This window comes from Pedobacter superstes (assembly GCF_037622515.1).
Taxonomy (GTDB): domain Bacteria; phylum Bacteroidota; class Bacteroidia; order Sphingobacteriales; family Sphingobacteriaceae; genus Paradesertivirga; species Paradesertivirga superstes.
This window is the reverse complement of the sequence record NZ_JBBJCN010000002.1, coordinates 475017-499831: the sequence shown is the minus strand read 5'-3', so window position 1 is coordinate 499831 and position 24815 is coordinate 475017. Positions and strand designations below refer to the sequence as shown.

At 38.6% G+C, this 24815-nt stretch carries 24 protein-coding genes; 14 read left to right on the top strand and 10 right to left on the bottom strand.

Annotated elements, in window-relative coordinates; translation table 11 throughout:
- Positions 1-2: 2 nt before the first annotated feature.
- Entirely contained in the window at positions 3-2258 is a 2256-nt protein-coding gene (locus WG906_RS07550; protein ID WP_339991951.1) for a TonB-dependent receptor, read from the top strand.
- A gap of 433 nt (positions 2259-2691) precedes the next feature.
- Here WG906_RS07550 and WG906_RS07545 read toward each other — a convergent pair whose 3' ends face one another.
- Positions 2692-4566: an Nramp family divalent metal transporter gene (locus tag WG906_RS07545; protein WP_339991950.1), complete on the bottom strand. Its 1875-nt coding sequence runs from the start codon at positions 4564-4566 to the stop codon at positions 2692-2694.
- A 98-nt stretch (positions 4567-4664) separates the two neighbouring features.
- On the opposite strand from WG906_RS07545, the gene WG906_RS07540 reads away from it, so the two are divergent.
- On the top strand, positions 4665-5135 hold the full coding sequence (locus WG906_RS07540; RefSeq protein WP_339991949.1) for an Lrp/AsnC family transcriptional regulator: 471 nt from the start codon (positions 4665-4667) through the stop codon (positions 5133-5135).
- An 83-nt stretch (positions 5136-5218) separates the two neighbouring features.
- A complete protein-coding gene (locus WG906_RS19450; RefSeq protein ID WP_431844468.1) occupies positions 5219-5488 on the top strand; it encodes a transposase in 270 nt (89 codons plus the stop codon).
- A 388-nt stretch (positions 5489-5876) separates the two neighbouring features.
- Here the strand turns inward: WG906_RS19450 and ung are convergent, their stop codons facing one another.
- On the bottom strand, positions 5877-6548 hold the full coding sequence (ung, locus tag WG906_RS07535; RefSeq protein WP_339991948.1) for a uracil-DNA glycosylase: 672 nt from the start codon (positions 6546-6548) through the stop codon (positions 5877-5879).
- Between the two features lie 72 nt (positions 6549-6620).
- Here ung and WG906_RS07530 point away from each other — a divergent pair, with 72 nt between their 5' ends.
- Complete coding sequence (locus tag WG906_RS07530) at positions 6621-7184, top strand: tetratricopeptide repeat protein (protein ID WP_339991947.1); 564 nt, start codon at positions 6621-6623, stop codon at positions 7182-7184.
- 51 nt (positions 7185-7235) lie between these two features.
- Here the strand turns inward: WG906_RS07530 and WG906_RS07525 are convergent, their stop codons facing one another.
- On the bottom strand, positions 7236-7445 hold the full coding sequence (locus WG906_RS07525; RefSeq protein ID WP_339991946.1) for a hypothetical protein: 210 nt from the start codon (positions 7443-7445) through the stop codon (positions 7236-7238).
- Positions 7446-8127: 682 nt separating this feature from the next.
- A complete protein-coding gene (gene lysS, locus WG906_RS07520; RefSeq protein ID WP_339991945.1) occupies positions 8128-9849 on the bottom strand; it encodes a lysine--tRNA ligase in 1722 nt (573 codons plus the stop codon).
- Positions 9850-10037: 188 nt separating this feature from the next.
- Here lysS and WG906_RS07515 point away from each other — a divergent pair, with 188 nt between their 5' ends.
- From WG906_RS07515 to WG906_RS07495, 5 genes are all read left to right on the top strand, one after another.
- Complete coding sequence (locus WG906_RS07515) at positions 10038-10289, top strand: tyrosine-type recombinase/integrase (protein ID WP_339991944.1); 252 nt, start codon at positions 10038-10040, stop codon at positions 10287-10289.
- Between the two features lie 247 nt (positions 10290-10536).
- Positions 10537-10701, top strand: coding sequence for a hypothetical protein (locus WG906_RS07510; RefSeq protein ID WP_339991942.1), 165 nt, complete (start codon positions 10537-10539; stop codon positions 10699-10701).
- 1091 nt (positions 10702-11792) lie between these two features.
- Positions 11793-12161: a hypothetical protein gene (locus WG906_RS07505; protein WP_339991941.1), complete on the top strand. Its 369-nt coding sequence runs from the start codon at positions 11793-11795 to the stop codon at positions 12159-12161.
- Positions 12162-12324: 163 nt separating this feature from the next.
- Positions 12325-12687, top strand: a complete 363-nt coding sequence (locus tag WG906_RS07500) for a DUF2200 domain-containing protein (RefSeq protein ID WP_339991940.1) — start codon at positions 12325-12327, stop codon at positions 12685-12687.
- Positions 12688-12806: 119 nt separating this feature from the next.
- Positions 12807-13850: a hypothetical protein gene (locus WG906_RS07495; RefSeq protein ID WP_339991938.1), complete on the top strand. Its 1044-nt coding sequence runs from the start codon at positions 12807-12809 to the stop codon at positions 13848-13850.
- A 50-nt stretch (positions 13851-13900) separates the two neighbouring features.
- On the opposite strand, the gene WG906_RS07490 is transcribed toward WG906_RS07495, so the two are convergent.
- The 5 genes from WG906_RS07490 to WG906_RS07470 all read right to left on the bottom strand — a co-directional run bounded on the left by WG906_RS07490 (position 13901) and on the right by WG906_RS07470 (position 17369).
- Positions 13901-14152: a hypothetical protein gene (locus WG906_RS07490; protein WP_339991937.1), complete on the bottom strand. Its 252-nt coding sequence runs from the start codon at positions 14150-14152 to the stop codon at positions 13901-13903.
- Positions 14153-14319: 167 nt separating this feature from the next.
- Positions 14320-15072, bottom strand: coding sequence for a hypothetical protein (locus WG906_RS07485; RefSeq protein WP_339991936.1), 753 nt, complete (start codon positions 15070-15072; stop codon positions 14320-14322).
- Positions 15073-15428: 356 nt separating this feature from the next.
- The gene (locus tag WG906_RS07480) at positions 15429-15653 is read right to left on the bottom strand and encodes a hypothetical protein (protein ID WP_339991935.1); all 225 of its coding nucleotides are present in this window, start codon (positions 15651-15653) and stop codon (positions 15429-15431) included.
- 82 nt (positions 15654-15735) lie between these two features.
- The gene (locus WG906_RS07475) at positions 15736-16470 is read right to left on the bottom strand and encodes an AAA family ATPase (protein ID WP_339991934.1); all 735 of its coding nucleotides are present in this window, start codon (positions 16468-16470) and stop codon (positions 15736-15738) included.
- 197 nt (positions 16471-16667) lie between these two features.
- Positions 16668-17369 (bottom strand): hypothetical protein, encoded by a 702-nt coding sequence (locus WG906_RS07470; RefSeq protein WP_339991933.1) that lies wholly within the window; start codon positions 17367-17369, stop codon positions 16668-16670.
- Positions 17370-17529: 160 nt separating this feature from the next.
- Between WG906_RS07470 and WG906_RS07465 the strand changes: the two genes are divergently transcribed.
- The 5 genes from WG906_RS07465 (at position 17530) to nagB (ending at position 22853) form a co-directional block, all read left to right on the top strand.
- A complete protein-coding gene (locus WG906_RS07465) occupies positions 17530-18435 on the top strand; it encodes a DnaJ C-terminal domain-containing protein (RefSeq protein WP_339991932.1) in 906 nt (301 codons plus the stop codon).
- Between the two features lie 8 nt (positions 18436-18443).
- On the top strand, positions 18444-18764 hold the full coding sequence (locus tag WG906_RS07460; protein ID WP_339991931.1) for a chaperone modulator CbpM: 321 nt from the start codon (positions 18444-18446) through the stop codon (positions 18762-18764).
- A gap of 252 nt (positions 18765-19016) precedes the next feature.
- Positions 19017-19856 carry a TerC family protein gene (locus WG906_RS07455; RefSeq protein WP_339991930.1) on the top strand — a complete coding sequence of 280 codons (840 nt, stop codon included), beginning with the start codon at positions 19017-19019 and terminating at the stop codon, positions 19854-19856.
- 51 nt (positions 19857-19907) lie between these two features.
- A complete protein-coding gene (locus WG906_RS07450; RefSeq protein WP_339991929.1) occupies positions 19908-20807 on the top strand; it encodes a polysaccharide deacetylase family protein in 900 nt (299 codons plus the stop codon).
- Between the two features lie 135 nt (positions 20808-20942).
- Positions 20943-22853, top strand: coding sequence for a glucosamine-6-phosphate deaminase (nagB, locus tag WG906_RS07445; protein ID WP_339991928.1), 1911 nt, complete (start codon positions 20943-20945; stop codon positions 22851-22853).
- 51 nt (positions 22854-22904) lie between these two features.
- On the opposite strand, the gene WG906_RS07440 is transcribed toward nagB, so the two are convergent.
- Positions 22905-24812 (bottom strand): AMP-dependent synthetase/ligase, encoded by a 1908-nt coding sequence (locus WG906_RS07440; RefSeq protein WP_339991927.1) that lies wholly within the window; start codon positions 24810-24812, stop codon positions 22905-22907.
- Between the last annotated feature and the right edge of the window lie 3 nt (positions 24813-24815).

Sequence of the window (24815 nt, the reverse complement as noted above, 5' to 3'; positions counted from 1 at the left end):
ATATGAAAAACTTTGTTGGATTTGTTCTTTTAATGCTGATTACGAATCATTTGTATTCGCAAACCATTACCGGAACAGTAAATAGTAACGGCATTCCTGTATCAGAGGCTTCCATAAAAATCTCAGAATTAAATCTTATTAAGTCAACTGATAGTGCAGGAAGGTATAGTATAGAAGTGGGAAAATCAGGGAAATTTATATTGCGCGTCGCCTCGGTCGGATACAAGACACTGTTTAAATCTATTAGTATTAATGAAAATGATACATTAAAGGTTGTTGATATAGAGTTGAAATCTGAAACGAATTTGAACGAAGTTGTTATTACAGGAACATTGAAGGAAGTCAGCCGGCTGGAGAGTCCTGTTCCGGTAGAAATATATAATCACACTTTTTTTAGAAAAAATCCAACTCCATCGATTTTTGATGCTTTGCAAAATGTTAACGGGGTAAGACCTCAGTTAAACTGCAATGTTTGTAATACGGGAGATATTCATATTAACGGTCTGGAAGGGCCCTATACAATGGTATTAATTGATGGAATGCCATTGGTAAGTAGTTTGTCGACTGTTTATGGTTTGTCAGGCATTCCTAACTCTTTAATCGAACGGGTAGAAATTGTTAAAGGACCCGCTTCCTCACTTTACGGTTCTGAAGCGGTAGGTGGTTTGATCAATATTATTACCAAATCGCCAAAGAATGCTCCTGTTTTTTCTGCTGATGTGTTTTCAACGAATTGGAACGAGATAAATACAGATATAGGATTCAAGTTTAACGCTGGTAAGGCAACAGCATTAAGCGGACTCAACTATTATAATTACCAAAATCCTGTTGATAATAATGGTGATAATTTCACTGATGTAACCTTACAGCACAGAATCTCTCTGTTTCAAAAATGGATATTTGAACGAAACGAAAATCGCTTGTTTTCACTTGCCGGACGATATTTTTATGAAGACAGGTGGGGTGGTGATATGAGCTGGAACCGCAACTACAGAGGAGGAAACGTAAAATACGGTGAGAGTATCTTCACCAAAAGATGGGAAATGCTTGGAGCATATCAGCTTCCGGTTAAGGAGAAGCTATTGGTTTCATTTTCTTATAACAATCATCAGCAGAATTCAGTTTATGGAACAACTTCTTATATCGCATCACAACATGTGGCATTTAGTCAGCTTACCTGGGACAAAAAAATCCACCGTCATGATTTATTAGCCGGAATAGCTACCAGGTACACTTTTTATGATGATAATACACAAGCAACTTCTCAAAAAGCCGACGAAACCTGGCTACCAGGTGTTTTTTTACAAGATGAAATTAAACTGCACGATAAGCACAACGTTCTTTTGGGTCTTCGCTATGATTATAATTCAAATCATGGCAATATTTTCACTCCGAGGTTTGCTTATAAATGGAAAGCTGATGCTAATACTATTCTAAGGCTGAATGCCGGAACGGGTTTTCGTATTGTGAACTTATTTACTGAAGACCATGCGGCATTAACAGGTGCAAGAACTGTTGAAATTAAAGAAGAGCTGAAACCTGAAAAGACCTTTAATGTAAACCTTAACTTTTTGAAAAAGATAATAACGAGGGGAGATAATATTCTTTCTTTTGATGGCTCTGCCTGGTTTACACGATTTAATAATCGGATTATTGCTGACTATCAAACCGACCCGAATAAAATTATTTATGATAATCTTAATGGATTTGCAATTTCGAAGGGGGTAAGTGCAAATGTTGACCTTGCATATTCTAGCGGGCTAAAGTTCTTGCTGGGCGCTACATTAATGGATGTTTATAGCAAGGAGAATGATATTAAAGCAAAACAATTGCTGACTGAACCCTGGATGGGCACATGGTCTGTATCATATCCAATTAAGGATTTGAAATTGGCAGTAGATTATACCGGCAATATATATGGACCGATGGCTCTCCCAACACTTGGAGGTCTTGATCCACGGGAAAAAAACTCTCCGGTTTGGAGTATCCAGAATATTCAGTTTACTTTTTCTGGTTTTAAAAAGATTGAATTTTATGGGGGAGTGAAAAACTTACTTAACTGGACTCCAATCAGAAGAAATCCATTTATAATTGCGAGGACTAACGATCCTTTTGATAAAGAAGTTGAGTATGAATCAGATGGTCAGGTGATGGCGACAGGATCTAATCCCTATGCCCTTACTTTTGATCCCACATATATGTATGCTCCAAATCAAGGAATCAGAGGTTTTTTTGGATTGAGATATGTTTTAAAGTAGAGGAAATTATAGCATCCATAATAGTGCTCTGGATTGAAACGGAGAACCAGTAAGGTCTCGTATAGTAAAATATACGGGACCTTGATGTTTGATATGAAAGTCGCGTCGCAATTTATCAACCATTACTTTATTCTATAAACTCTGTGAAGCGTAAATCACTCGTGTATTAGCTATTCCGTGTCCCCTGGAAAAGTTTTACCCGAGAATGATATCAGTAAGGGAATATTTTTTTTTAATGCAAAGGTTTTTTGAAATAAAATGTACACCAGGTTCAACCTGATGGAACTCTATCGCTTTGATAAATTATTGTCCTTGTTATAGAGCTATTACCTCTACCAAAGAAATTATTAGGAAGCGCCGATTCTTACTTTCTATTTGCTTTTCAAATTTCAATGGCACCAGGAATCAAACAGGAGGGAAACTATCGTTATCATTACCGAACTATCAATACAGGAATATGAACTTTATGCCTTACAGAGTCTAAAGTAGTTCCGAAAATCCAGTCACTAATTCCCTTATGGCCATGTGCACCCATAACCAGTAAATCAAGTCCGTTTTTTTCTGTAAGTGAAGCAATGGCATTCGCCGCATTACCATATCCAATTAAAATATGGGCTTTATATCCCAGCTCTATAAGGTTCAGCTTGTATTTTTCCAGGTTATTGGTGTCGATTTGTGTTTCATAATCCATAACCTCGTCACCATGATATCTGGCTCCTGCGGTTTCAACTATATGAATAAGATAGTAATTAGCCGATTTTCCCCCCTGAATAAGCGCATGCCTGATAGTATTTCTGTCATTTATCGAAAAATCGACCGGTATTCCGATACTTGAATATGAAATTCTGCCAACTTCTTCAATTTCAAGTGCTTCTCCGTGGGGCAGATTACTTAAAGGTGCTTTAGGTTTTTTCACAAGCGGTGATATTAAAACATATAGCATCAGGAATCCAATGGCTAGAGTTGCAGGCAAAACAAAAACGTAGATCCACCAGGCATTATTGGTGCTTATTATCCAGCCATAAATTTCTTCATATACGAGTTTTACGTTCAATCCAACAATAATAAATGCACTTATCCAGGCAAGAACTTTCACCCAGGGTTTTATTGCAAAATCTTTCATTAATTTTTTACTGGAGGTAAAGTGTATAAGGGGTATGATCGCAAACCCTAATTGTAAACTCAAAACCACCTGACTTAGCACCAATAACTCACCCAAAGAATCTTCACCGAAATAAAGTATGGTGAAAAGACAGGGAGTAATTGCTAAAAGCCTGGTAATTAGTCTTCTTATCCAGGGCGCAATACGCAGATTCAGATGGCCTTCCATTACAATTTGTCCAGCGAGGGTGCCTGTTATTGTCGAGCTCTGTCCGGAGGCGATTAGCGCAACAGCAAAAAGGGTAGGGGCCAGCGAACCAAAAATATTTTCAAGTAATTTATAGGCATCCTGAATTTCTGCAACCTCAAAAAAACCATGTTTATAAAAAGCTGTAGCTGCAAGTATAAGAATTGATGCGTTTACCAAAAACGCCAGGTTAAGCGCAATGGTTGTATCAATTAGATTAAATTTTAAGGCTTCCTGAATACCCTTTTTTGTTTTTTCGATTTTTCGGGTTTGTACAAGCGACGAATGCAGGTAAAGATTGTGAGGCATAACTGTAGCGCCTATAATTCCGATAGCGATATACAACGCGTTGCCGCTTAGCGCGGATGGTTTTAATCCCCGTACCACTTCACCGAAGATAGGTTGAACGATAAACATCTCTGTGAGGAAAGAAATTCCTATAATAAAAACCATCGAAACGATGAAAACTTCCATCATTCGCATGCCTTTGTTTAAAAGAAAAAGTAAGAGAAAAGTATCTAAAACGGTAATTGATATTCCCCAGATTAAAGGCATGTTAAATAATAGGTTAAGTCCTATCGCCATACCGATAATCTCAGCCAGATCACAAGCAATAATTGCAATTTGCGCCAGTACATATAATGGATAATTCGCCCATGCAGGAAAGGCATTTCTTGAAGCCTGGGCCAGGTCGAGGCCTTTTACGATTCCTAATCGTGCACTCAGGGATTGAAGAAGTAGTGCAATAATATTGGACATTAACAGAATCCAAAGCAATTTATAACCAAACTGGCTTCCTCCTGCAATATCTGTAGCCCAATTTCCAGGATCCATGTAGCCAACACTTACAAGGTATGCCGGACCTACAAATGCAAATAGTTTTTTCCATGCAGTTTTTCCAGAAGTATTAACTGAAGAATGTACTTCTTCTAAAGATTCACTGTATTTTTTATCGGCCATAAGTGCGTTTGTTTTGTAAATCTAATAATAAAATTAGATTAGTCTAAAAAATAAATTTATTCGTAATTTGTTTTAATATTGGAACAATTAATAATTCTATGGCTTTTGAACCGGATAAAATTGATTTACAAATTCTTCAGATACTGCAGGAGAATGGAAGAATTACCAACCTGCAACTTTCCCATCAAATTGGGTTGTCTCCAGCGCCAACGCTCGAGAGAGTTAGAAAATTAGAAATCGGCGGATTTATAAAAAGCTATCACGCGATAGTGGATGAAGAACGGTTAGGATTGGGTATAAAAACTTTTATCCAGATTCAACTTGATTTTCATCGCGACAATGCTATACAGACTTTTGTTGATGAAATTAAAGAGATCAGAGAGGTTACAGAGTGCCATCATGTAACCAGCGGCTGCGACTTTATTCTGAAAATATATGTGAAGGATATTAAGGCATATGAAAAGCTTATCATGGAAAAAATCAGCCGGATAAGTGTGATTAAAACCTTTCAAACTATGATGATACTCTCTACCAGTAAGAATGAGCCTGTATTGCCCGGAGAGTATTGATTTCTCCCTCTAAAGTCATCAATATTATTAATCCCCGATGTGATCCGGGAACCTAATAACACCGGGAAAGGTTGAATATACCTATGAGCACCTATACTCAACTCCACTATCAGATTGTGTTTAGCACTAAACACAGAGCGCCTGGTAGGTTAAAGCCTAACCGTGATCAATTATATAAATACATTTGGGGCATTCTTCAAAACAAGAGATGTCACTTGTATCGTATAAATGGAGTGGGAGATCATTTGCATATTGTTACGCATCTGCATCCTTGTGTCGCCTTAGCGGGTTTAATAAAAGATAATAAGATCGCCAATAGTTTGTTTATTAAAGAACAATCTCTTTTTTCCTGATTTTGTTAGCTGGCAGGAAGGATATGGAGCTATTACTTATTCAATCAAAGAGAGAGAGCGACTGATTAATTATGTTAAAAATCAGGAGGAACACCATGAAAAATCTTCATACAAAGAAGAATTTATTGCGTTGCTGAATGGGCATGGGGTTGCTTTCGATGAGAAGTATTTGGATTAGCTACCCTATTGTTAATTCAACCCTTTCAGGGTTGATAGTTCCCCTGCATGAAATGCAGGGTTATTGCGTTTGTATCCCTTCAGGATACGTTATGAGCTTTAAAGGTACTTCTAAGCCTGAAGGTCTTAAATATTTTAACCTTGGATGCAATCCGGGATATTACCCATGTCTTACCTGGCAACCCTGAAAGGGTTGACCATAATAGCCCGTCTAACTTAACTTCCAGTCAATCCCTTTTTTTCCTTCCTTCTCCAGAATCTCATTCGTCTTAGAAAAATGTTTACAGCCGATAAAACCATGGGCAAGAGGAGAGGGATGAGTCGCTTTTAAGATAAAATGTTTCTTATCATCAATAAAAGCCCCTTTCGATTGAGCATAATTGCCCCATAATAAAAACACAATACCTTCACGCTTTTCGGACAGTACTTTTATAGCCTGATCAGTAAATTTCTCCCAGCCTTTTTTCTGATGCGAACCTGCTTCACCGGCTCTTACGGTCAGGGCCGCATTTAAAAGCAATACACCTTCGTCCGCCCACTTTGTTAATTCGCCGTTTACCGGTATTTTAAATCCTGAAATATCATTCGCCAGCTCTTTGAAAATATTTCGTAAGGACGGAGGGATTGATACTCCTTTTTGAACCGAAAATGCCAGTCCATGTGCCTGGCTAGGGCCGTGGTATGGGTCTTGTCCGATAATAACCGCTTTAACATTATTAAAGGGAGTGTGAGCAAAAGCATTAAAAACACAGTTATCCGGCGGGTAAATAATTTTGCCTTCTTTTTTTTCTTGTGCAAGAAATGCCTTCAGATTAATCATGTATTCCTTTTCAAATTCATCTCTCAAAACCTCGTTCCATGATTCTTCTAATTGAACTGCCATATTTTTAGGTTTTTGTTTGTTTAGCGGCTAAATAAGCGGATATTTGCAGCACAAATTTAAGAAATTAAAATAATGCCAAATTTCATACGGTTAATAATAGCTTTTGCCTTTCTTGGATCCGCAATTGCGCTGATTTTTTTCGGTTTCTGGGGATGGGGAATTCTATTGATCTTGCTTGCCCTGACCGTAGCAGTAACGTTTTTCTTTAATGAGAAAATGCTCATTGCCCAGTTTTATCTCCGGAAGGAAAATATGGATAAAGCGGAGCATTGGTTACGTCAGATTAAAAATTACGAAAAAGAGCTTATTCAGGCTCAACACGGCTATTATCATCTGTTAATCGGGTTAATCGAATCCCGTAAGGCGCCCTTACAATCTGAAAAATATTTCAAAAAAGCTCTTTCCATGGGTATGACAATGGATCATAACATTGCTCTTGCAAAGCTTAGTCTTGCCGGAATAGCCATGTCGAAGCGTAATAAACGTGAAGCGACGATGTATTTACAAGAAGCTAAAAAAGCCGACAAAAACAAACTTCTGGCAGAGCAGATAAAAATGATGCAGGGTCAAATGGTTCAGTTGGATAAAACGGTAATGCAAAGAGGCGGCGGTGGCGGCGGCTTCAGGGGTAGATAAAAGCCATAAAAAAAATAAAAGATTTGGAGTCGGTTTTATACCAGCTCCAAATTATTTATCGTCTAAGTGACTAAAATAAGTACCCCGGTCAAAGCTTGCGGTTCTGCTGATAATATCCTCATCTGTATCTTTAAAAGAAGAGAATAACACTTCCGACTGGATTCGTTTCAGCAGTTGGTTAATAAATGCAAGGTCAAAGTTTTCTTTACTTAACTTAATTAAGTATTCGCTTTCAGTAATTTCAATTGTAGATAGTTTCATAGTATACTTTTCTCGATTATAAAATTAGATGTTGATTGTGAATTAATCATTCACAACACTTTAAGTTATTGTTAATACTTTAAGTCTGCGATCATTAACTCTTAAATAAATTAAAGAAGAATCTTCCAAAGATTTTTGAAAAAGAGAAAATTGTAAAGCAGATTGTGAAGTAACTGTAAAGTAGCTTTAACGGATGTGTTAAAGCTACTTTTTATCACTGTCTGAACTCGCTGTAAATGATAAGCGGCGAAAGTACCTCAAAAAGATCTTAACCTATAAAGGCCAAACTTCGGGGATTCCCGGCTTCAGCTTCTCCACTGCATTAAAGTCAAATCTGTGAATACAAGTTTGGCCTTCATAAACGTCTTTGACACATATCCGAATTTTCGCCTTCAGCTCCTCCACAGAGTTAAACTTCGGCGAAAGTACCTAGGAACAGTCTCAACCTACAGGTCCCAACTTCTGATTTCAGCTTTTCACTCGTATTAAAGCCAACTTTGTGAATACAAGTTTTTTCCCTCTTAGCCGATAATGAGGCCGGCAAAAGCCGTCGTCACGCCCAAGCCAACCCTATAAAAACCAACCCTCCAAACAAAAAATGCCCGCAGAATCCCGCAGGCATTTTAAAATATATTACTAAAAGTGAAACGCTGAAACTAGTTCAGCATGCCACCTCACACTTTTACTCAAACCACTTACTCACGTCCTCTTTACTCGGTATCCCAATCTCCAGCTTCAACTTCTTCCTCATCCCGCCCAAATCATTAAATACCTTATTCGGGTTCCCCGCCTTCAGCTCCTCGACCGTATTAAATCCCATCTTCATCAACACCGGAACCCATTCCTCAGGTACTCCAATATCCGTGAAGTCCTCTACCGAGGCGACCTTCGCCTTTTTCTCCGGTCTCATCTGCGGGAAGAACAACACCTCCTGGATCGTATGCTGATTCGTCATCAACATCACCAAACGGTCGATCCCGATACCCAAGCCGGCAGTAGGCGGCATACCATATTCTAATGCACGAAGGAAATCCTCATCCATGGCCATTGCTTCCTCATCACCCCGACCGGCCAGTAACAACTGATCCTCCAAACGCGCCCGCTGATCGATAGGATCATTGAGCTCCGAATAAGCATTCGCGATCTCTTTACCATTCACAAACAGCTCAAAGCGCTCTACCAATCCCTCTTTGCTGCGGTGCTTTTTCGCCAGCGGAGTCATCTCTACCGGGTAATCAGTAATATATGTAGGCTGAATCAGGTTCGCTTCCACTTTCTCGCCAAAAATTTCATCAATCAATTTACCCTTGCCCATGCTCGGGTCAGTTTCAATGTTCATGCTTTTGCAAACTGCACGCATCTCATCTTCATTCATGGCCGAAACATCAATGCCCGTATACTTCTCAATCGACTCAAACATCGTCAGTTTCTCATACGGACCTGCAAACTCCAGCACGTGCTCACCCATTTTCACCTTTGAGGAACCATGAATAGCCAGGGCCACCTTCTCCAAACATTCCTCCACCATGGCCATCATCCATACATAATCCTTGTAGGCAACATAAATCTCCATGGAAGTAAACTCAGGGTTGTGCGTGCGGTCCATGCCCTCATTGCGGAACATCTTGCCGAACTCATACACCCCGTCAAAACCCGCAACAATCAGGCGCTTCAGGTAAAGCTCATTGGCAATGCGCAGAAACAAAGGCATGTCCAGCGTATTGTGGTGCGTTTTAAACGGACGTGCAGCCGCACCGCCATGCACCGGCTGAAGTATCGGCGTTTCCACTTCCATCCAGCCCTGGTTATCAAAATAACTCCGCATGGTGTTAATCACCTTACTGCGGTTCATGAAAATCTGTTTTAAATCCGGGTTCACCGTCAAATCCACATACCGCTGACGGTAACGCATTTCCGGGTCGGTAAAACCATCATAAATATTGCCCTCATCATCACGCTTCACAATCGGCAGCGGCTTCAGCGATTTAGCCAGCAGCGTCATCTCCGTAACGTGGATAGAAATTTCACCCGTTTGCGTAGTAAACACATAACCCTTCACACCGATGTAATCGCCGATATCCATCAGCTTTTTAAACACCGTATTGTATAATGTCTTGTCTTCACCGGGGCAAAGATCATCGCGTTTCAGGTACACCTGCATCCGTCCCGTCGAATCCTGAATCTCCGCAAAAGATGCGCTGCCCATAATTCTGCGCGTCATTATTCTGCCCGCCAGGCTTATGTTCTTATAACTCGTTTTATCGCGCTCGTAGTTATTATGTATGTCCCTTGCGGTAACATTTACCTCATATGCCTCGGCAGGATAGGGCTCTATGCCCAGTTTACGAAGCTCCAGCAATGCCTCACGGCGATAAAGTTCCTGTTCGGAAAGACCAATACTCATGGGTTTGTCTATTGAAATGTGTTATTACATGATATTACCAAAGAGTAATATTTGGCAAAAATACTATTTCATATGCTAGTGTCAATGAATTTTGTCTTTTTAGAAAAGCAGGGTCTGGCTCTCTTGGGAGAATGTAGTCCCGCCATTACTTATACTGCGCGAGGCCTTAGGCCCAAAGGCCGGTATTCGTGCTGTCGGGTTTAGGGTGGGGAGTATGTGCTTTGTTGGGGAGTGGAGCGGTAAATTCTGGAAAATACGAAGCGATACAGCCCAAATACCATCAAGCAAGCAGTAAATTTAATATAAAGAAGGAAGTTAGTCTACATTGGCTCAGGCACAGTTACGCCACTCATCTGTTAGAAAGCGGCACCGATCTGAGATACATCCGGGAGATACCGGGCCATAAAAGCAGTAAAACCACCGAAATATACAACATGTAAGTGCTAAAAGTTTGCAGAGTATAAAAAGCTCCTTTGATGATTATAATACTATATTCGAAGAGAATAACGCTGTAAAAAGTTCCGTTAGCCACCCGAATTAGATCTATGAAATTATAGTTAATCTTTGCTACCTTATTTATATCGATCCATCTTAAATCCATGGCCCAAAATAAAGTTCCAAAAGACTCAGTTGTTCTATCGAAGAGTCAGTGCTAAGTTCAAAGTTTCAGAAAATCTAACCGACTCTTTGCCCGACCAAGAAAAAATCGAGAAGTTTAGTTTCAAATATCGGAATGATACGGAAGTAGAACTAGAAACCCTGATAAATGACAAAAGATTTGTTGCTGAAGCTCAAATAGCTGCTAAAGAATTATTGACCGAGCGAAACAAAGATGCCCAACAGCTAACATAGGGTTTAGGTTATGCGCGGGCGACGTGAATATCGTTCCTTTTCTACTTTTTATTACTTTAGTGCTGGGCGACAGGCGACCCCTTTTTGAATCGGGCACAACCTTAAATCCTTAACCGTTGTGCGTAAGCTTAGAATCCCACCTAACAAACCGGTAACATGAAACCTCTAATGATCCTGACAATCGTTCTCTTGTTGTCTCAAGGCTGTCGATACACTGGAAACAAAAAGATAGATTATCACAGTTTGAAGCGAGCTTTATCATATTTTTTTTGATGAAGATACATTGACAGAGACGTTTTATAATAAAGAGTTCTCGCAGAACTTGGATACAATGAAATTCGAGGGAAAAAGTCTACCAAATAAGCTATAATATTATGGAGCGTCATTTTATTCCGTTACTCACCTTAAATTACTGTTTTCTTCATATCCTAAGATGGGCAGGATTTACTTTTTTAAATAAAAGGTTCAATTGATGAGGATTAGCGACAACTATCGAGAGACTCATCTGAGTACTGAGTCGGCGACCTAGGAAGATTTAGCTTTAAAGACGAGTCATCAAGCACAACCAATATTGCAAGAATCATACTAAATAAGCCAGGCGACATTTTGTTAAACACCCTGATGGATATTAAACGAGAATAAGGCCTATACGTAACAAAGGCTCTGTTGCAATGCAAGTGAGGTGGTTTATTGTCAGTGTTTTCCATTACATAGGACCTATGTTTATCAGATAAGTACCTGCCTCATCATATAAGCATCTGCATTTATAATATAAGCAACCCGCTTATATCAGATAAGGACCTGCATTTATCAGATAAGCACCTGCGCTCATCATACAAGCACCTGAGGTCATTATTCCTTTGTTGGTGTTTCAACCAATAAAATTGAACGGATAATTAAACAGGTTCTTCCTTTTTTATCTTAATACCCCTTGACTTGTCCTTAGCATATTGGGAAGTATATTTAAGTTTAAAATTGGCACAATGCAGAAGAAACTCTCATACCTAGGTAAAAGAGAGAAGGGATAGCTTGTAAGTGTTTTAATACTTAGAAAGATAAATGTAGATTTACTAACCGGGATTACAAGAAATATGATAAAGTTAGCTGCGTTCCTTCTTTTCTTTTGTACAATTTCTCAATTGGCCGCTCAAACGAATGACGGCAGATCCTTAATTCGCCAGGCGAGGTATGATGTTAGGTTTTTTAAATTAGACAAAGTAGATTATATTAAATTTCTAAGAGATAAGAGAAATTCTGCTTCCGATTATTTTAAGCCGTTTAAAACCAAGTCTGATTATACCATGATCTTAAGCGATTCTACTTATGTGAAAGAATTCAGAAAGGGGGCGTATAATAAAACCAGAAACGGGCGTCTTAATAACTATATGGCTGTTATAGGCAGTGCCGGAATTGTAGGTGTGGCCGCCGTGATTATCTCTGGATTACCTACGGGCAAGTAAACTTGTGAAGTTTGTAATAGTCTCATTGTGGAGGAGCAGACGTAGCGTATTGATGGCTTTTGGAACTAACACGCAACTCGGTTCGCCGGGAAGGAGGGCGTCGGCGACTGACCATCAAGACTTTTGACTTATCATAATTATGAAAAATTAGAACCATATAAATATGATTACTTCTGACATCCATAATCAGCGTATAGCAAAAATGACCTTCGCCTCTGTCTATCCTTTGTATCTCGCAAAAGTGGAGAAGAAAGGCAGAACAAAAGAAGAATTACATCAGGTCATAGAGTGGCTAACAAGTTTCGATAGTAAGAAGCTGCAGGAACTAATAAAAGAAAATGTAACTTTTGAAGCATTCTTCAAACTCGCTACGCTAAACCCCAATGCCCACCTCATCACAGGAGTAATCTGCGGGTATCGTGTGGAGGAGATCGAGAATACTTTGACACAGCAGGCGAGGTATTTGGATAAGTTGGTGGATGAGCTGGCGAAGGGCAGGAAGATGGTGAAGATTTTGCGCAGCTAGAAAGTTGCGGACAAGTCTTCGTATCGCTTTCATACCAGGTGTGGTTTTTTATATGAATATTAGCAACATTTCTTTGATAATCAGTTACTTTTGTCTTGTAACGTATCAATCAACATGTCATGAAAACCATCTCAAATATTTCTGAACAACCTGGTCACGTTAATTTATCTGCAAGAGTTTTTAGTTTAGCTCTGATTTTGGCTCTGACCCTGTTTACTGAAAAACAAGTTAAAGCGCAAAATTATACCATCAATTATTTTGATGTTAACCTGGATGCCCAGGCGCTGGCTTACTATCCTCCTCAAAAATGCTTTGTCGTTAGTTCAATGAAAGAAGGTCAGCTGGGTTATATCGACAGCGAGGGCAGATACAAATTGTTTTTAAAAGATGATAAACTAATCGGTGCAACAGGTTTAAAGGTGAGGGATAATTTTCTGTATGTACTAACGGGTAACTCTACCCTGACATCAAAAGGAGATCCTGCATTCGGGAAGGATATAAAACTTATCAAGATTAATTTGCTGGATAAAACAATTGTGTCGACCTACGAACTTGATAAATTATATTCCGGACCCCATTATATCACCGATTTAGTAATTGATAATGAAGGAATAGTTTACATTACAGATGCATTCTGTCCGGTTATATATAAAGTAAGCCCAAATGGTGTTACTTCCATTTTATTAACTGATAAACGGTTAAACAGTCAAAACAACCAAAACAAACCGCTGACATACCATAAGAATGGTTATTTACTGGTGGCAGTGAACAGCGACATTTTAAAGATTGATTTAACTAATAATAATTCGATATCGAGGGTGTTTGTTGAAGAGGGATTTGATGATATTAACAGCATACATTTTACTACCAACTATTTGTTGGCTCTTTCTGAAGGAGGTGATTCCCGGAAAGTTCATATTCTCAACAGCAGTAATAGCTGGGCTTCCGCGAATATACTACGTACAGACATATGGAATTATAACAGTCCGGTTAATCTGGACTTTTTTAAAAATAAAATTTTTGTGCTCGATGCTAATATAGAAAAAGTGTCTGACGCCGATTTTTCAGTTCGAGTTATAGATCTTAAAAAATACCCTAAGAAGAAGGGAAAGAAGGGTAGGGTAGTTGCAGGTGATATTTCTGTAGCGAGGAAAGGGTTTTAATATGAATTGTTAATCCAAATGCCTTTGCTGACGTATTCTGGCAACGAGCTTCATAACACCGGGAACACCTCAAAACTGACAAGGTTATATTCAACCAGCTTTACAGGAGTTTCTCCGGTCATCAGGTAATAAGCACCTGTTTCATTGTTATGAACATCCGCGAGACGATCTTTAGGATAACTGTCAAGAAATTCATTCTCTGTCTCAATTTCCCCTATTTCTATTAGTTTTTTACAGATAGCTGAAAGTAGAGTTGCCTCAAATAAATGCTCAGCTTTTGATTTTCTTTCATCACTATTCATACTAAGAATTTTTTACGTTTAAAGACCTTGTTCAGATAAGTTTCTAAAACTCCGGAAGCAAAATTCTAAAAAAAATCGTTAAAGCCTCGCAGTATTTGCGAAATGCTGGGAAAGCCGTAAATTTTCTTCTTTTGGTTTAAAAAATTCGGACAATGTCTCAAACCATTTCAGGGCTCCGGAAGCACCCTTTTCAAACTATCCATGGGGTGGGATGGAGACCGGAACTTGACAAAGGATGTTTTTATATAATGCAAAAGGTCAAAGTCATTCCAGGCTCTTACTTGCTCTACTGACGGCCAGAAGGCCACTTTAAAATCTGGTAATTCTTCATCTCTAATCGCGGTTACTCTTTTAATGTTATAATCATTAAAGCGTGAAGCTACCTCATAATAATCGGTTTCGGATTGAGCGAACTGGCCAAATCGTCTTGCCCTTCTCCCGTCTTTACTAAAAAGCTCGTAAAAGAAGGTTATAGGGCTGCCTCCAAATGGAGATAATAATTTAAGGGGCGGCCTGCCTTTGTAATAAATACCTTTTTTTTTAAATGATTTCTCTGCTTCAGCCAGCCGTTCTGTTGGTGATTCGCCTTTTATTATTACTTCCTTTAATACATGACCTATCTGGAGGTATATGATCATATCAGAGAAAGTGCTAACAACGAGTTGCTGCTTTAAATATTCCGGATGGCTAATCTCAAGCGTGTCGCCTGGAATGACAAGGATTGAGAATAAACCCAAATTATCAGTAAGAACACTATAATTTCCCCTCTTATTGAATATATTTGCCTTGGAAATTCTAACCGTACTGCCTTTTTTTAACACAACACCCTGAAGAGTCTTACCATTTTGAGCAAATGTACTCACGCAGCTAAAAAGCATGCATAACACAATTACATTACTAAATAAATGGTTCTCTTTCATTTTTACTAAGCTAAGAAGGAATGAGTTAACCGGATTCACTTTAACAAATTTTAACTACATATCACTCCGAAAGAATTTCCTTCGCTTTAAGAGTTTCAGCGTAGCGCTCTTAAATCAAAAAAGACAAAACCGGGTATAAAAGAGGGAAGTCGCTGATGCATAAAAGAAATGGCTGCAAAATCAAATAAAATCAACTATGTTGGTAAGACCTCCATTGTTTTTTATGGTAGGAGAAAATTTCAGCGGGTATTTGGTTTAACAAAAGTTCCTTCAATGTTTTCCTTGCCCTATAAAGCCTCTATAAGCATTTCTTCAGATGTCTTAAATACATCGGCAACTTGAGTCTCAGAGTCAGATTAATCGGGAATAATATACCACTTACTTTCATCGTCCTTAGCATAACTTAAACCGTCACTCATTTCGTGGATTTCCCTGCCATGCACTTTACTATAATAACTTTTTATTTCCCGTATGGTCATACCACCATTTTCACGGCGTAAATACATTTGCAATGCACTTAAAGTAGGTGCTACCTCATTTAAGCGCTGTTCATCGCTTTCACGGACAAAGGCTGAGCTCATAAAATAAACACATTTCTATTCTGAAAATGTTTTAAATAAAGCTGACTTATTTTCTTCATAACAATGCTATTTGATAGAGGTGTTAATCCTCAAATAAATGCCTTAAATACACGGCCGGGTTCTCCAGAAATGTTTTGGTCAATTGGAAATGTTCGGTAGCTTCACAGGTAGTTTCCCTGATACCATCCTCATCAAATTGATAAATAGTTGCATCAGGATAACATAGCAACATCGGCGAATGGGTGGCAATAATAAATTGCGCCCGTCCGGATTTTTCCAGTTCAGATATTATAGTCATAAACGCAAGAATCCTTGCCGGAGAAAGGGCAGCTTCAGGCTCGTCAAGAAGATAGATACCGGTCTCAAATTGATTCTTAAACAAGCTTAAGAATGATTCTCCATGAGATTGCTGATGTAACGATTTTCCACCGTAAGCATCTAAAATTCTACTGTCCTCTGATGCCAGTTCATCTATAAAGCTGGCAAAATTATAAAAGCTTTCTGCACGCATAAAAAAACCTCCTGAGATTTTTTTCGGTGTCCAGCCTAAAGTCACACTTTTGGCCAATTGAGATTCGTAACCGGAAAAATTATACCCAGTATTCAGGTTATGGTTTTTATTACCGCCCCTCAGATTAAATCCGCATTTTTCAGCTATGCCCTCCAGCAATGTTGACTTTCCGGAGCCATTCTCACCCACAAAAAACGATACATTATTTTTTAACCTCATTTTAATTCCTCTTTTGAAGCCGGGAATATTAAATGGATAAGAATCTATCGCGACAGGGAGAAGGGTAATAGCTGATAAGAAAGGCATGATTAAATATTCTAATCGGTACGAATATAGCGAAACATGCTAATTATCATTTCAATTTTTTGTTGGCGATCACTGTATTAACAGTGGAACATCTGCGATTTTGGTTATATGGCCTTTTAAGGAAACAAAATAACGTTGTCTGCAAAAAGAAATATAAATGCATATTAACAAATCCTTTTAATATGCATTTATTCAGGTTATTTTCCTAATCCTTTAGATAAAGGACTGGATAACATAATTTTCAATGCCTCTTTCCTGGTAAAGCCCTCTTTCCTTAATGCTTCAAAATAGGTTTTATTAATTTTGGCCAGTTCCGTTAATTTACCGGGCTCATTATAATATTCTAATGAAGAATTAAGCATCGACTTAACCAAGGTACTGTATATTGGTCCTAATGATTTAAACATTGCTGATGGAAAATCTGAATTAGCGATAGGCTGTTCAGCAACAGGCGTATGCGAACGCTGAACATCAGAAGTTCTTGATTTTTCAAAACTTACTCCATAAAAATTGAAAGAAAATCTATCACCTTCTTTTTCAATAATATTGACAGTTTTTACTCTTTTGGGTAATGCCTTGAAATAAACTTTAAATTTTAAACTTTCTTCGCCCTCTTTGAACGTGTATTTTTCTGGAGAAACTGGTATACCTTCCGATTTTACATACTCATACCTGGTATGGTCAGGTGTTTCTATATAAATTTTGTCACTTACTCTTACCCAGCCGTTGTTGTTTTTATGCTCAAAACTTACAATTGTAAATTTATCAGTGATTTCAATTTTACTGATGTAGCAGGCGCGGTCGTCTACTGTTTCGACATAAGGGTTGACAATAGCCTGAGCGAAACAGCTAATCGATGAGATTAAAAATAATAGCAGAAGTAAATAAGGTTTTTTCATAGGGTTAAATTTCGATAAATATATTATTAATAGTTAATACTTGAAGTAAGCCATATCATGGGTGCTTCTTTATTATAACACAGTTGATCCCCCTTAAAAAAAGAAATCTTTTTCCGGAACTGTATGCCCATAAGTTTTGTTTAAAAATAAACCAATTACTATGGCTTACATTGATTACTATAAAATTTTGGGTGTCGGGAAATCTGCGTCCGAAAAAGATATCAAAAATGCTTATCGAAAGCTGGCCAGGAAATACCATCCCGATCTTAACCCGAATGATGCAGGGGCCAAAAAGAAGTTTCAGGAAATAAATGAGGCAAACGAAGTTTTAGGTGATATTGAAAAGAGAAAAAAGTACGACAAATACGGTGAAAACTGGCAGCAAGCTGAAGCTTACGAAGCGGCAGAAAGGCAGGGGGGAAGACCGCAGGGAAGCTATGGCGGAAGCGGAACCGGGTTTGAATCATTTGGGGGGGGCGGCGATTTCTCTGACTTCTTTGAATCTATGTTTGGAAATATGGGCAGATCGGCCTCTGGCCAGGGCAGGCAGGTGAAATTTCGTGGGCAGGACTACAATGCCGAACTTCATTTAAGTTTACAGGAAGCCAGTACAACTCATAAACAAACAGTTACAGTAGATGGGAAAAACATCCGCATTACGATTCCTGCCGGAATTGAAAACGGACAAACCATTAAGATTCCTGGCCATGGAGGTGCCGGTGTAAATGGTGGTCCAGCGGGTGATTTGCTGATAAAATTTATAATTACCCCGGATCCAAGGTTCAAACGAGATGGAAAGGATCTGTATGCTACTATTAAACTTGATTTATTTACCGCTGTTTTGGGGGGTGAAATTACCGTAGACACATTGAGCGGTCTGGTAAAGCTTAAGGTTAAGCCCGAAACCCAGAATGGTACTAAGGTTAAATTGAAAGGAAAGGGATTTCCTGTTTACAAAAAAGAAAATGAATCCGGAGATCTCTATCTAACCTATGAAATTCAGATTCCGCAGAATTTAACCGATAAACAAAGGGAGTTATTTAAAGAATTGTCTCAACTTAAATAATATCAGATATGACAACCGGAGATTTAATCGCAGCGAATGATTTTTGCGAGTTTCATCATATCGAATACTCATTTATAGGATCACTTGAAGAAGCAGGCCTGGTGCAACTGGTGGCGCATGAAAACCAGAAGTTTATTGAAAAAGCTCAACTGGCGCAATTAGAAAAAATTATTCGTTTATCTCAGGATCTGGACATTAATATCGCTGGAATTGAAGTGATTATTTATCTCCTGTCACGATTGGAACATATGGAGGAAGAAATCTCTTCTTTAAAAAACAAGGTCAGTTTCTATCAGGAAGATACTTCTAATGCAATTACAAATTATTAATCACTGCTTCCTGTTTGAATTTTTTAATGAATCCATTTTGGCGTTTTGGATTAAATCTACCAGAAAGGGCTTACAGGTGATTTACAAAAAACGGATTCATTCTCAACATCATAGTTTTTAAAAAAAGTCAATGTGCTTTTCGTAAATAAATTCCCTGAATTGACAGGTTAATCTTATAAAAAGTATAGTTTAATAATATAAAACCCTCATCTTTGCGAAAATTTAAAGCTGGCATTTTATTAGACAGGTGATATGATGGATTTTTTACATACCATATTAGGTGATGACATTCAAGCAGGTTTGCTTATTGTTTTAAATTTGATAGTTATTGAAAGTCTTTTGTCTGTTGATAACGCCGCCGTGCTTGCTACAATGGTTCTTGATCTTCCTAAAGAGCAAAGGAACAGGGCATTAAAATATGGAATTATTGGAGCATACGTGTTTCGCGGGATTTGCTTGTTAATAGCCAGCTGGCTGGTTAAGATATGGTTTCTTAAACCTCTCGGCGGTTTATACCTCCTTTGGCTGGCTTTCGATTATTTTAAAGGAAAGAGTAGCGATGAAGATGAAGTTATCGATAAGGACCGTAGCTGGATTTATCGTTCAACAGTGGGTGTAATAGGAACTTTCTGGTCAACTGTTGCATTGGTGGAAGTAATGGATTTAGCATTCTCAATAGATAATGTTTTTGCTGCAGTAGCGTTTACAGATCACATGCCTTTAATTTATATAGGTGTTTTTATTGGAATTCTGGCAATGAGGTTTGTGACCCAGGGATTTGTTAAGCTGATGGAAAAGTTTCCTTTTTTAGAAACAATAGCATTTATTGTAATTGGAGTTTTAGGATTAAAATTACTTGCGTCTTTATATACTCATTATGCTGAAGGCTCGGTACTGGCGCAGTTTCTTGATAGCGAAAGTTTAGACTTAATGGTTTCTGTATTTACTGTAGCAATTTTTATTGTTCCTGTAGTTACATCTTATCTGTTTAATTTCCCGCGGAAAAATGTTGGAGATGCAGAAGTTGCATATTCTGCCGAATATATTCTTGAGAGTCAGGATGATATTTTGGCAGAGCCTGATAAAGAATAATTATTTCCTGTTCATACAATAAACGTTGCTTACAAACATTTTAATATTATTATGCTAAAACCTATTTTACATCTCCTTCTTATTCCTGTCGTTGCATTATCAGTTTCCTGTTCCTCGAATAATGCCCAAAATGTTACAAAAGCCAATGATAGTGTAGCTACAGATTCTGTTCGTGAAAACGACCCGGTTTCCGCTGAAAATGTACCGGGTAAAGAAAGAAAGCCTGCCGATGCAGCAACTATTTTAAGCAGAAAACAAGTGCCGATTCTGTGCTATCACCAGGTTAGAGATTGGCGTGCAGGTGATTCTGAAACCGCTAAAGATTACATAATACCTGTAAGCACGTTTAAATCGCATGTTAAAATGCTGGCCGATAGCGGGTATCATTCGGTATTGCCAGATCAGGTTTATAATTACCTGGTATATGGAGATCCCTTGCCATCTAAGCCGATCATGTTTACTTTTGATGATACTGACCTCGATCAGTTTACTATTGCTGCCCCCGAGCTGAAAAAGTATGGTTTTAAAGCCGTATACTTTATCATGACTGTTTCTATCGGAAGAAGGGGTAAGGTGAAATATATGAACAGTGAGGAGATAAAACAATTATCTGATGAAGGTAATATAATTGGAAGCCACACCTACGATCATAAAAATGTTAAAAAATATCAGGATGAGGACTGGCTTACTCAAATTGATAAGCCAACTAAACGTCTTGAAGAAATAACTGGTAAAAAAATTGAATACTTTGCTTATCCTTTTGGCCTATGGAATAAGGAAGCTATCCCGCAATTGAAGAAAAGAGGGTTTAAATCAGCATTTATTCTAGCAACATCCAGGGATGAAAATGATCCGTTGTTTACCATACGAAGAATCATAGCAAGTGGTTACTGGTCTGCGAAGACATTAAGTAACAGCATTAATAACAGTTTTTCCGGAAAAAGGAATTAATAAAATTTGCCGTTGCTGATAAACTTTGTTTATTGGTTATATTATTTGAGGTTTGCACAGGCAAACCTTTTTTTATACCCTCTAATTTTTAGTAAATCCTTCATAAATCCCTATATTTAATTTCAAAACTTACTTATGGCCCGCTTAAACCTGCTTGAAGAAACCCGCTTTGAAAAGTTACCGGTGGCTGTCTTCCCTGATGAAAACCTGGCTTCAAAAGAAGTTGCCCGACGCATAGCAAAACTTATTCGTGAAAAACAGAATAAAGGAGAGAAAACTGTTCTGGGACTGGCTACTGGGCTAACTCCAATCGGTGTTTATGAAGAGCTGATCCGCTTGCATAAGGAAGAAGGGCTGAGTTTTAAAAATGTGATCACTTTTAATCTCGATGAGTATTATCCGATGAAACCGGGCGCAGAGCAAAGTTATGTACGTTTCATGAATGAACATCTGTTTGATCATATTGACATAGTAAGATCTAACATTCATATACCTGACGGGAGCTTACCTCTGGAGCAAATCCACCAGTATTGTTTGGACTATGAACGCAGCATAAGTGAACATGGAGGTTTGGATCTGCAAATACTTGGTATCGGCCGGACTGGCCATATTGGTTTTAACGAACCCGGATCGGCTCCAAATTCGGGTACCCGCTTAGTCACTCTGGCTGATTTAACCCGGACAGATGCCTCCCGTGATTTTGGAAGTAAGGAGAATGTTCCCACCAAAGCCATTACAATGGGGATTGGAACAATTTTTAAAGCCAGGGAAATTATCCTTATGGCCTGGAATCGGAAAAAAGCATCGATTATAAAGAAAGCTGTTGAAGGAGAGATATCATCAGAAGTGCCGGCTACGTATTTGCAACAGTCGGATAAAGTTGAATTTGTTTTAGACTCTGATGCCGCATCAGAGCTGACCAGATTTAACACTCCATGGTTAGTTAAAGATTGCATTTGGGATGAACCACTGATAAAGAAGGCTGTTATCTGGTTATCACATGAAGTCAATAAACCAATTCTTAAACTAATTGAAGAAGATTATAACTCCAACGGAATGGCCCAGTTAGCCACTGAAAATGGCCCGGTTTACGACATAAATATTCGGATTTTCAACCTAATTCAACATACCATAACCGGCTGGCCGGGAGGGAAGCCCGATGCAGACGATAGTCAGCGTCCGGAACGTGCTAATCCCGGTGTAAAAAGATGCTTGATTTTCTCTCCTCATCCTGATGACGATGTTATTTCGATGGGAGGTACTTTTATGCGGCTCGTTGATCAGGGGCATGATGTGCATGTGGCATACCAAACTTCTGGAAATACCGCCGTTTGGGATGATGATGCCCTGCGCTATGTAGAGTTTGTACGCGACTTTTCGAAATCAATCGACTTTGATTCTAATGGCCTTGAAGAAAGCTATATCATGATGAGGGAGTTTATTGAATCTAAGCAGCCAAATCAGCCTGATATCAAGGAGCTTCAAACAGTAAAAGGATTAATCAGAAAAGGTGAAGCTATAGCAGGGGCTCGTTTTTCGGGTTTAAGAGACGAAAACATTCATTTCATGGCATTGCCTTTCTATGAAAATCCGAAACCTCGTTACAATGAGGACGATATACAAATTACGATCGCTTTATTGCAAAAAATAAAGCCTCACCAGGTTTATGCGGCAGGCGATTTTGCCGACCCTCATGGTACTCATAAACTTTGTTTCGACATCGTACTTGAAGCATTAAAACGCCTGAAAGAATCTGAAGAATGGGTTAAAGATTGTTGGTTATGGCTATATCGCGGTGCATGGCAGGAGTTCGAGATACATGAAATTCAAATGGCCGTACCTCTATCACCCAAACAGGTGCTGAAAAAGCGAAATGCTATATTTAAGCACCAGTCTCAAAAAGACAGGCCGGTCTTTCCAGGTGAGGATCAACGGGAGTTTTGGGTCAGGGCGGAGGAACGGACAAGTCAAACTGCCCGAGAATACGATAAATTGGGAATGGCTGAGTATGAAGCAATGGAAGCGTTTGTGAGGTGGAATTTTTAAGATGAATTAGGGGCTATTGATCTTAAAATAAAAAAACGCATTTTTCAAACCTTAGTTCTGATCCATCTCGTCTATATACATCTGATCAATTTCCATGGCATATTTTTTTTCTATTACCTTCCTTTTAGCTTTCATAGATGGAGTTAATTCTCCCTCTTCAATACTGAACGGATGGCGTTTAATGATGAAATTTTTAATTCTTTCAAATTTTGCAAGCTCATTTGAAAGTTTACGGATATCGTGAGATAGCCAATCTTTAAGCTCTTTATCCTCAATAAATATTTCCTCTTCTTTGAAAAATTCATCCCCCTTGCCAAATTCTTCCACCAGGCTGTCTTTTGGAGGCACTATTATGGCCGTTATAAATTCCCGCTTATCACCTATTAAAAATATTTGTTCAATTTTTGGACTTTTTAAGTAGGTGTTTTCTACAGGGGTAGGATAGATGTTTTTACCATATGCGTTTACAAGCATATTCTTTATGCGGTCGGTTATTTTTAAGTTCCCTTTAAAAAAACGCCCGATATCGCCTGTGTGAAACCAGCCCTTAGAATCAATTACCTGCTCTGTCTCATAAGGCTTATTCCAATAACCCTTCATTACACAATGTCCTCTGGCTAAAATTTCGCCCTCTTCACATTCAAAATCTTCATTAAAGGTATTGTTCGTTTGAACGGTGAGCATTCTTTTTGTTTCTACCTCTTGTATACCGATTTCAATGCCGGGAATTATGCGTCCAACGGTGCCAAAAACTTGCCTGTGATACTCGGTTACGGCTAAAACAGGCGATGTTTCGGTTAGTCCATAGCCTTCAAGTACTTTAATTCCAAGGTTGCCAAAAAACTCACCTACATTTTGCGGAAGCGCAGCTCCTCCTGAAAGGAAAAATTTCAGTCGTCCGCCTGTTTTTTCCTTAATTTTATTAAATACCAGCTTGCCGGCAAGTTTATGCTGAGCTGTTAAAATCCATCCCGGAGATTTTCCGGCTTCTTTACTTTCCCGGTATTTTTTCCCGATCGATAATGCCCATAAAAATATTTTAGCCTTAGTACCTCCTGGCTGAGTGCCCGCTTTTATAGCCCTGTCGTGTATGCGCTCAAGTAGTCGGGGTACACAGCTCATAACTGTGGGTTTTATTTCAGTCATGTTTTTAGCAAGAAGTTCCAGACTTTGTGAAAATGCTATTTTACATCCCGCTGTGATGCAGACGTGATAAGTTGCGGTACGTTCAAAAACATGTGAAAGAGGCAGAAACGACAAGAAAACATCATCTTTGTCGATAACAGGAATTTGTAATAGAGAGGAATTTACATTTTCCACAAAGTTATGATGACTCAGCATCACACCCTTGGGGACCCCTGTTGTTCCGGAAGTATAAATCAGGGATGATATATCTGAAGGAAGTATACACCCACGAGCAAAATCAATCGCTTTCTTATGTGCTTCATAACACTTTTTACCTTCTTCTAACACCGCATTAAATGAAATAATGCCTGCATTAAGGTTTATGCCTTGAATGTACTTTTCGTAGTCATCAAAAATTGGAATTATGCGAATTAATTCAGGACATTCATTCGCAATCTTTAATATTTTCCTCAGTAAGAATGGATTACCCACCAGTAGTGTTTTTACACCGGCATCATTAAGAATATATTCGATTTCACTTTCCGAGAGGGTGGGGTATATCGATACATTTATAGCGCCAATCTGCTGTAATCCCTGATCATAAAAAATGTATTCGGGAGAATTTTCGAGAATAAAACCTATCCTGTCGCCCTTTTGAATTCCTATTTCTAAGAAGTATGACGAAATCGCATCAGCATTCTCAAGGGTTTTTCTGTAACTGATTTCTTCCCATACTTCACCCTTCTTATGAACAAGAAAAGTTGATTCTTCTGATTGAATTGTAGAAACTACATTTCTTAATAATTTAGGGATAGTATTGGGCTTTGAATTCATTGT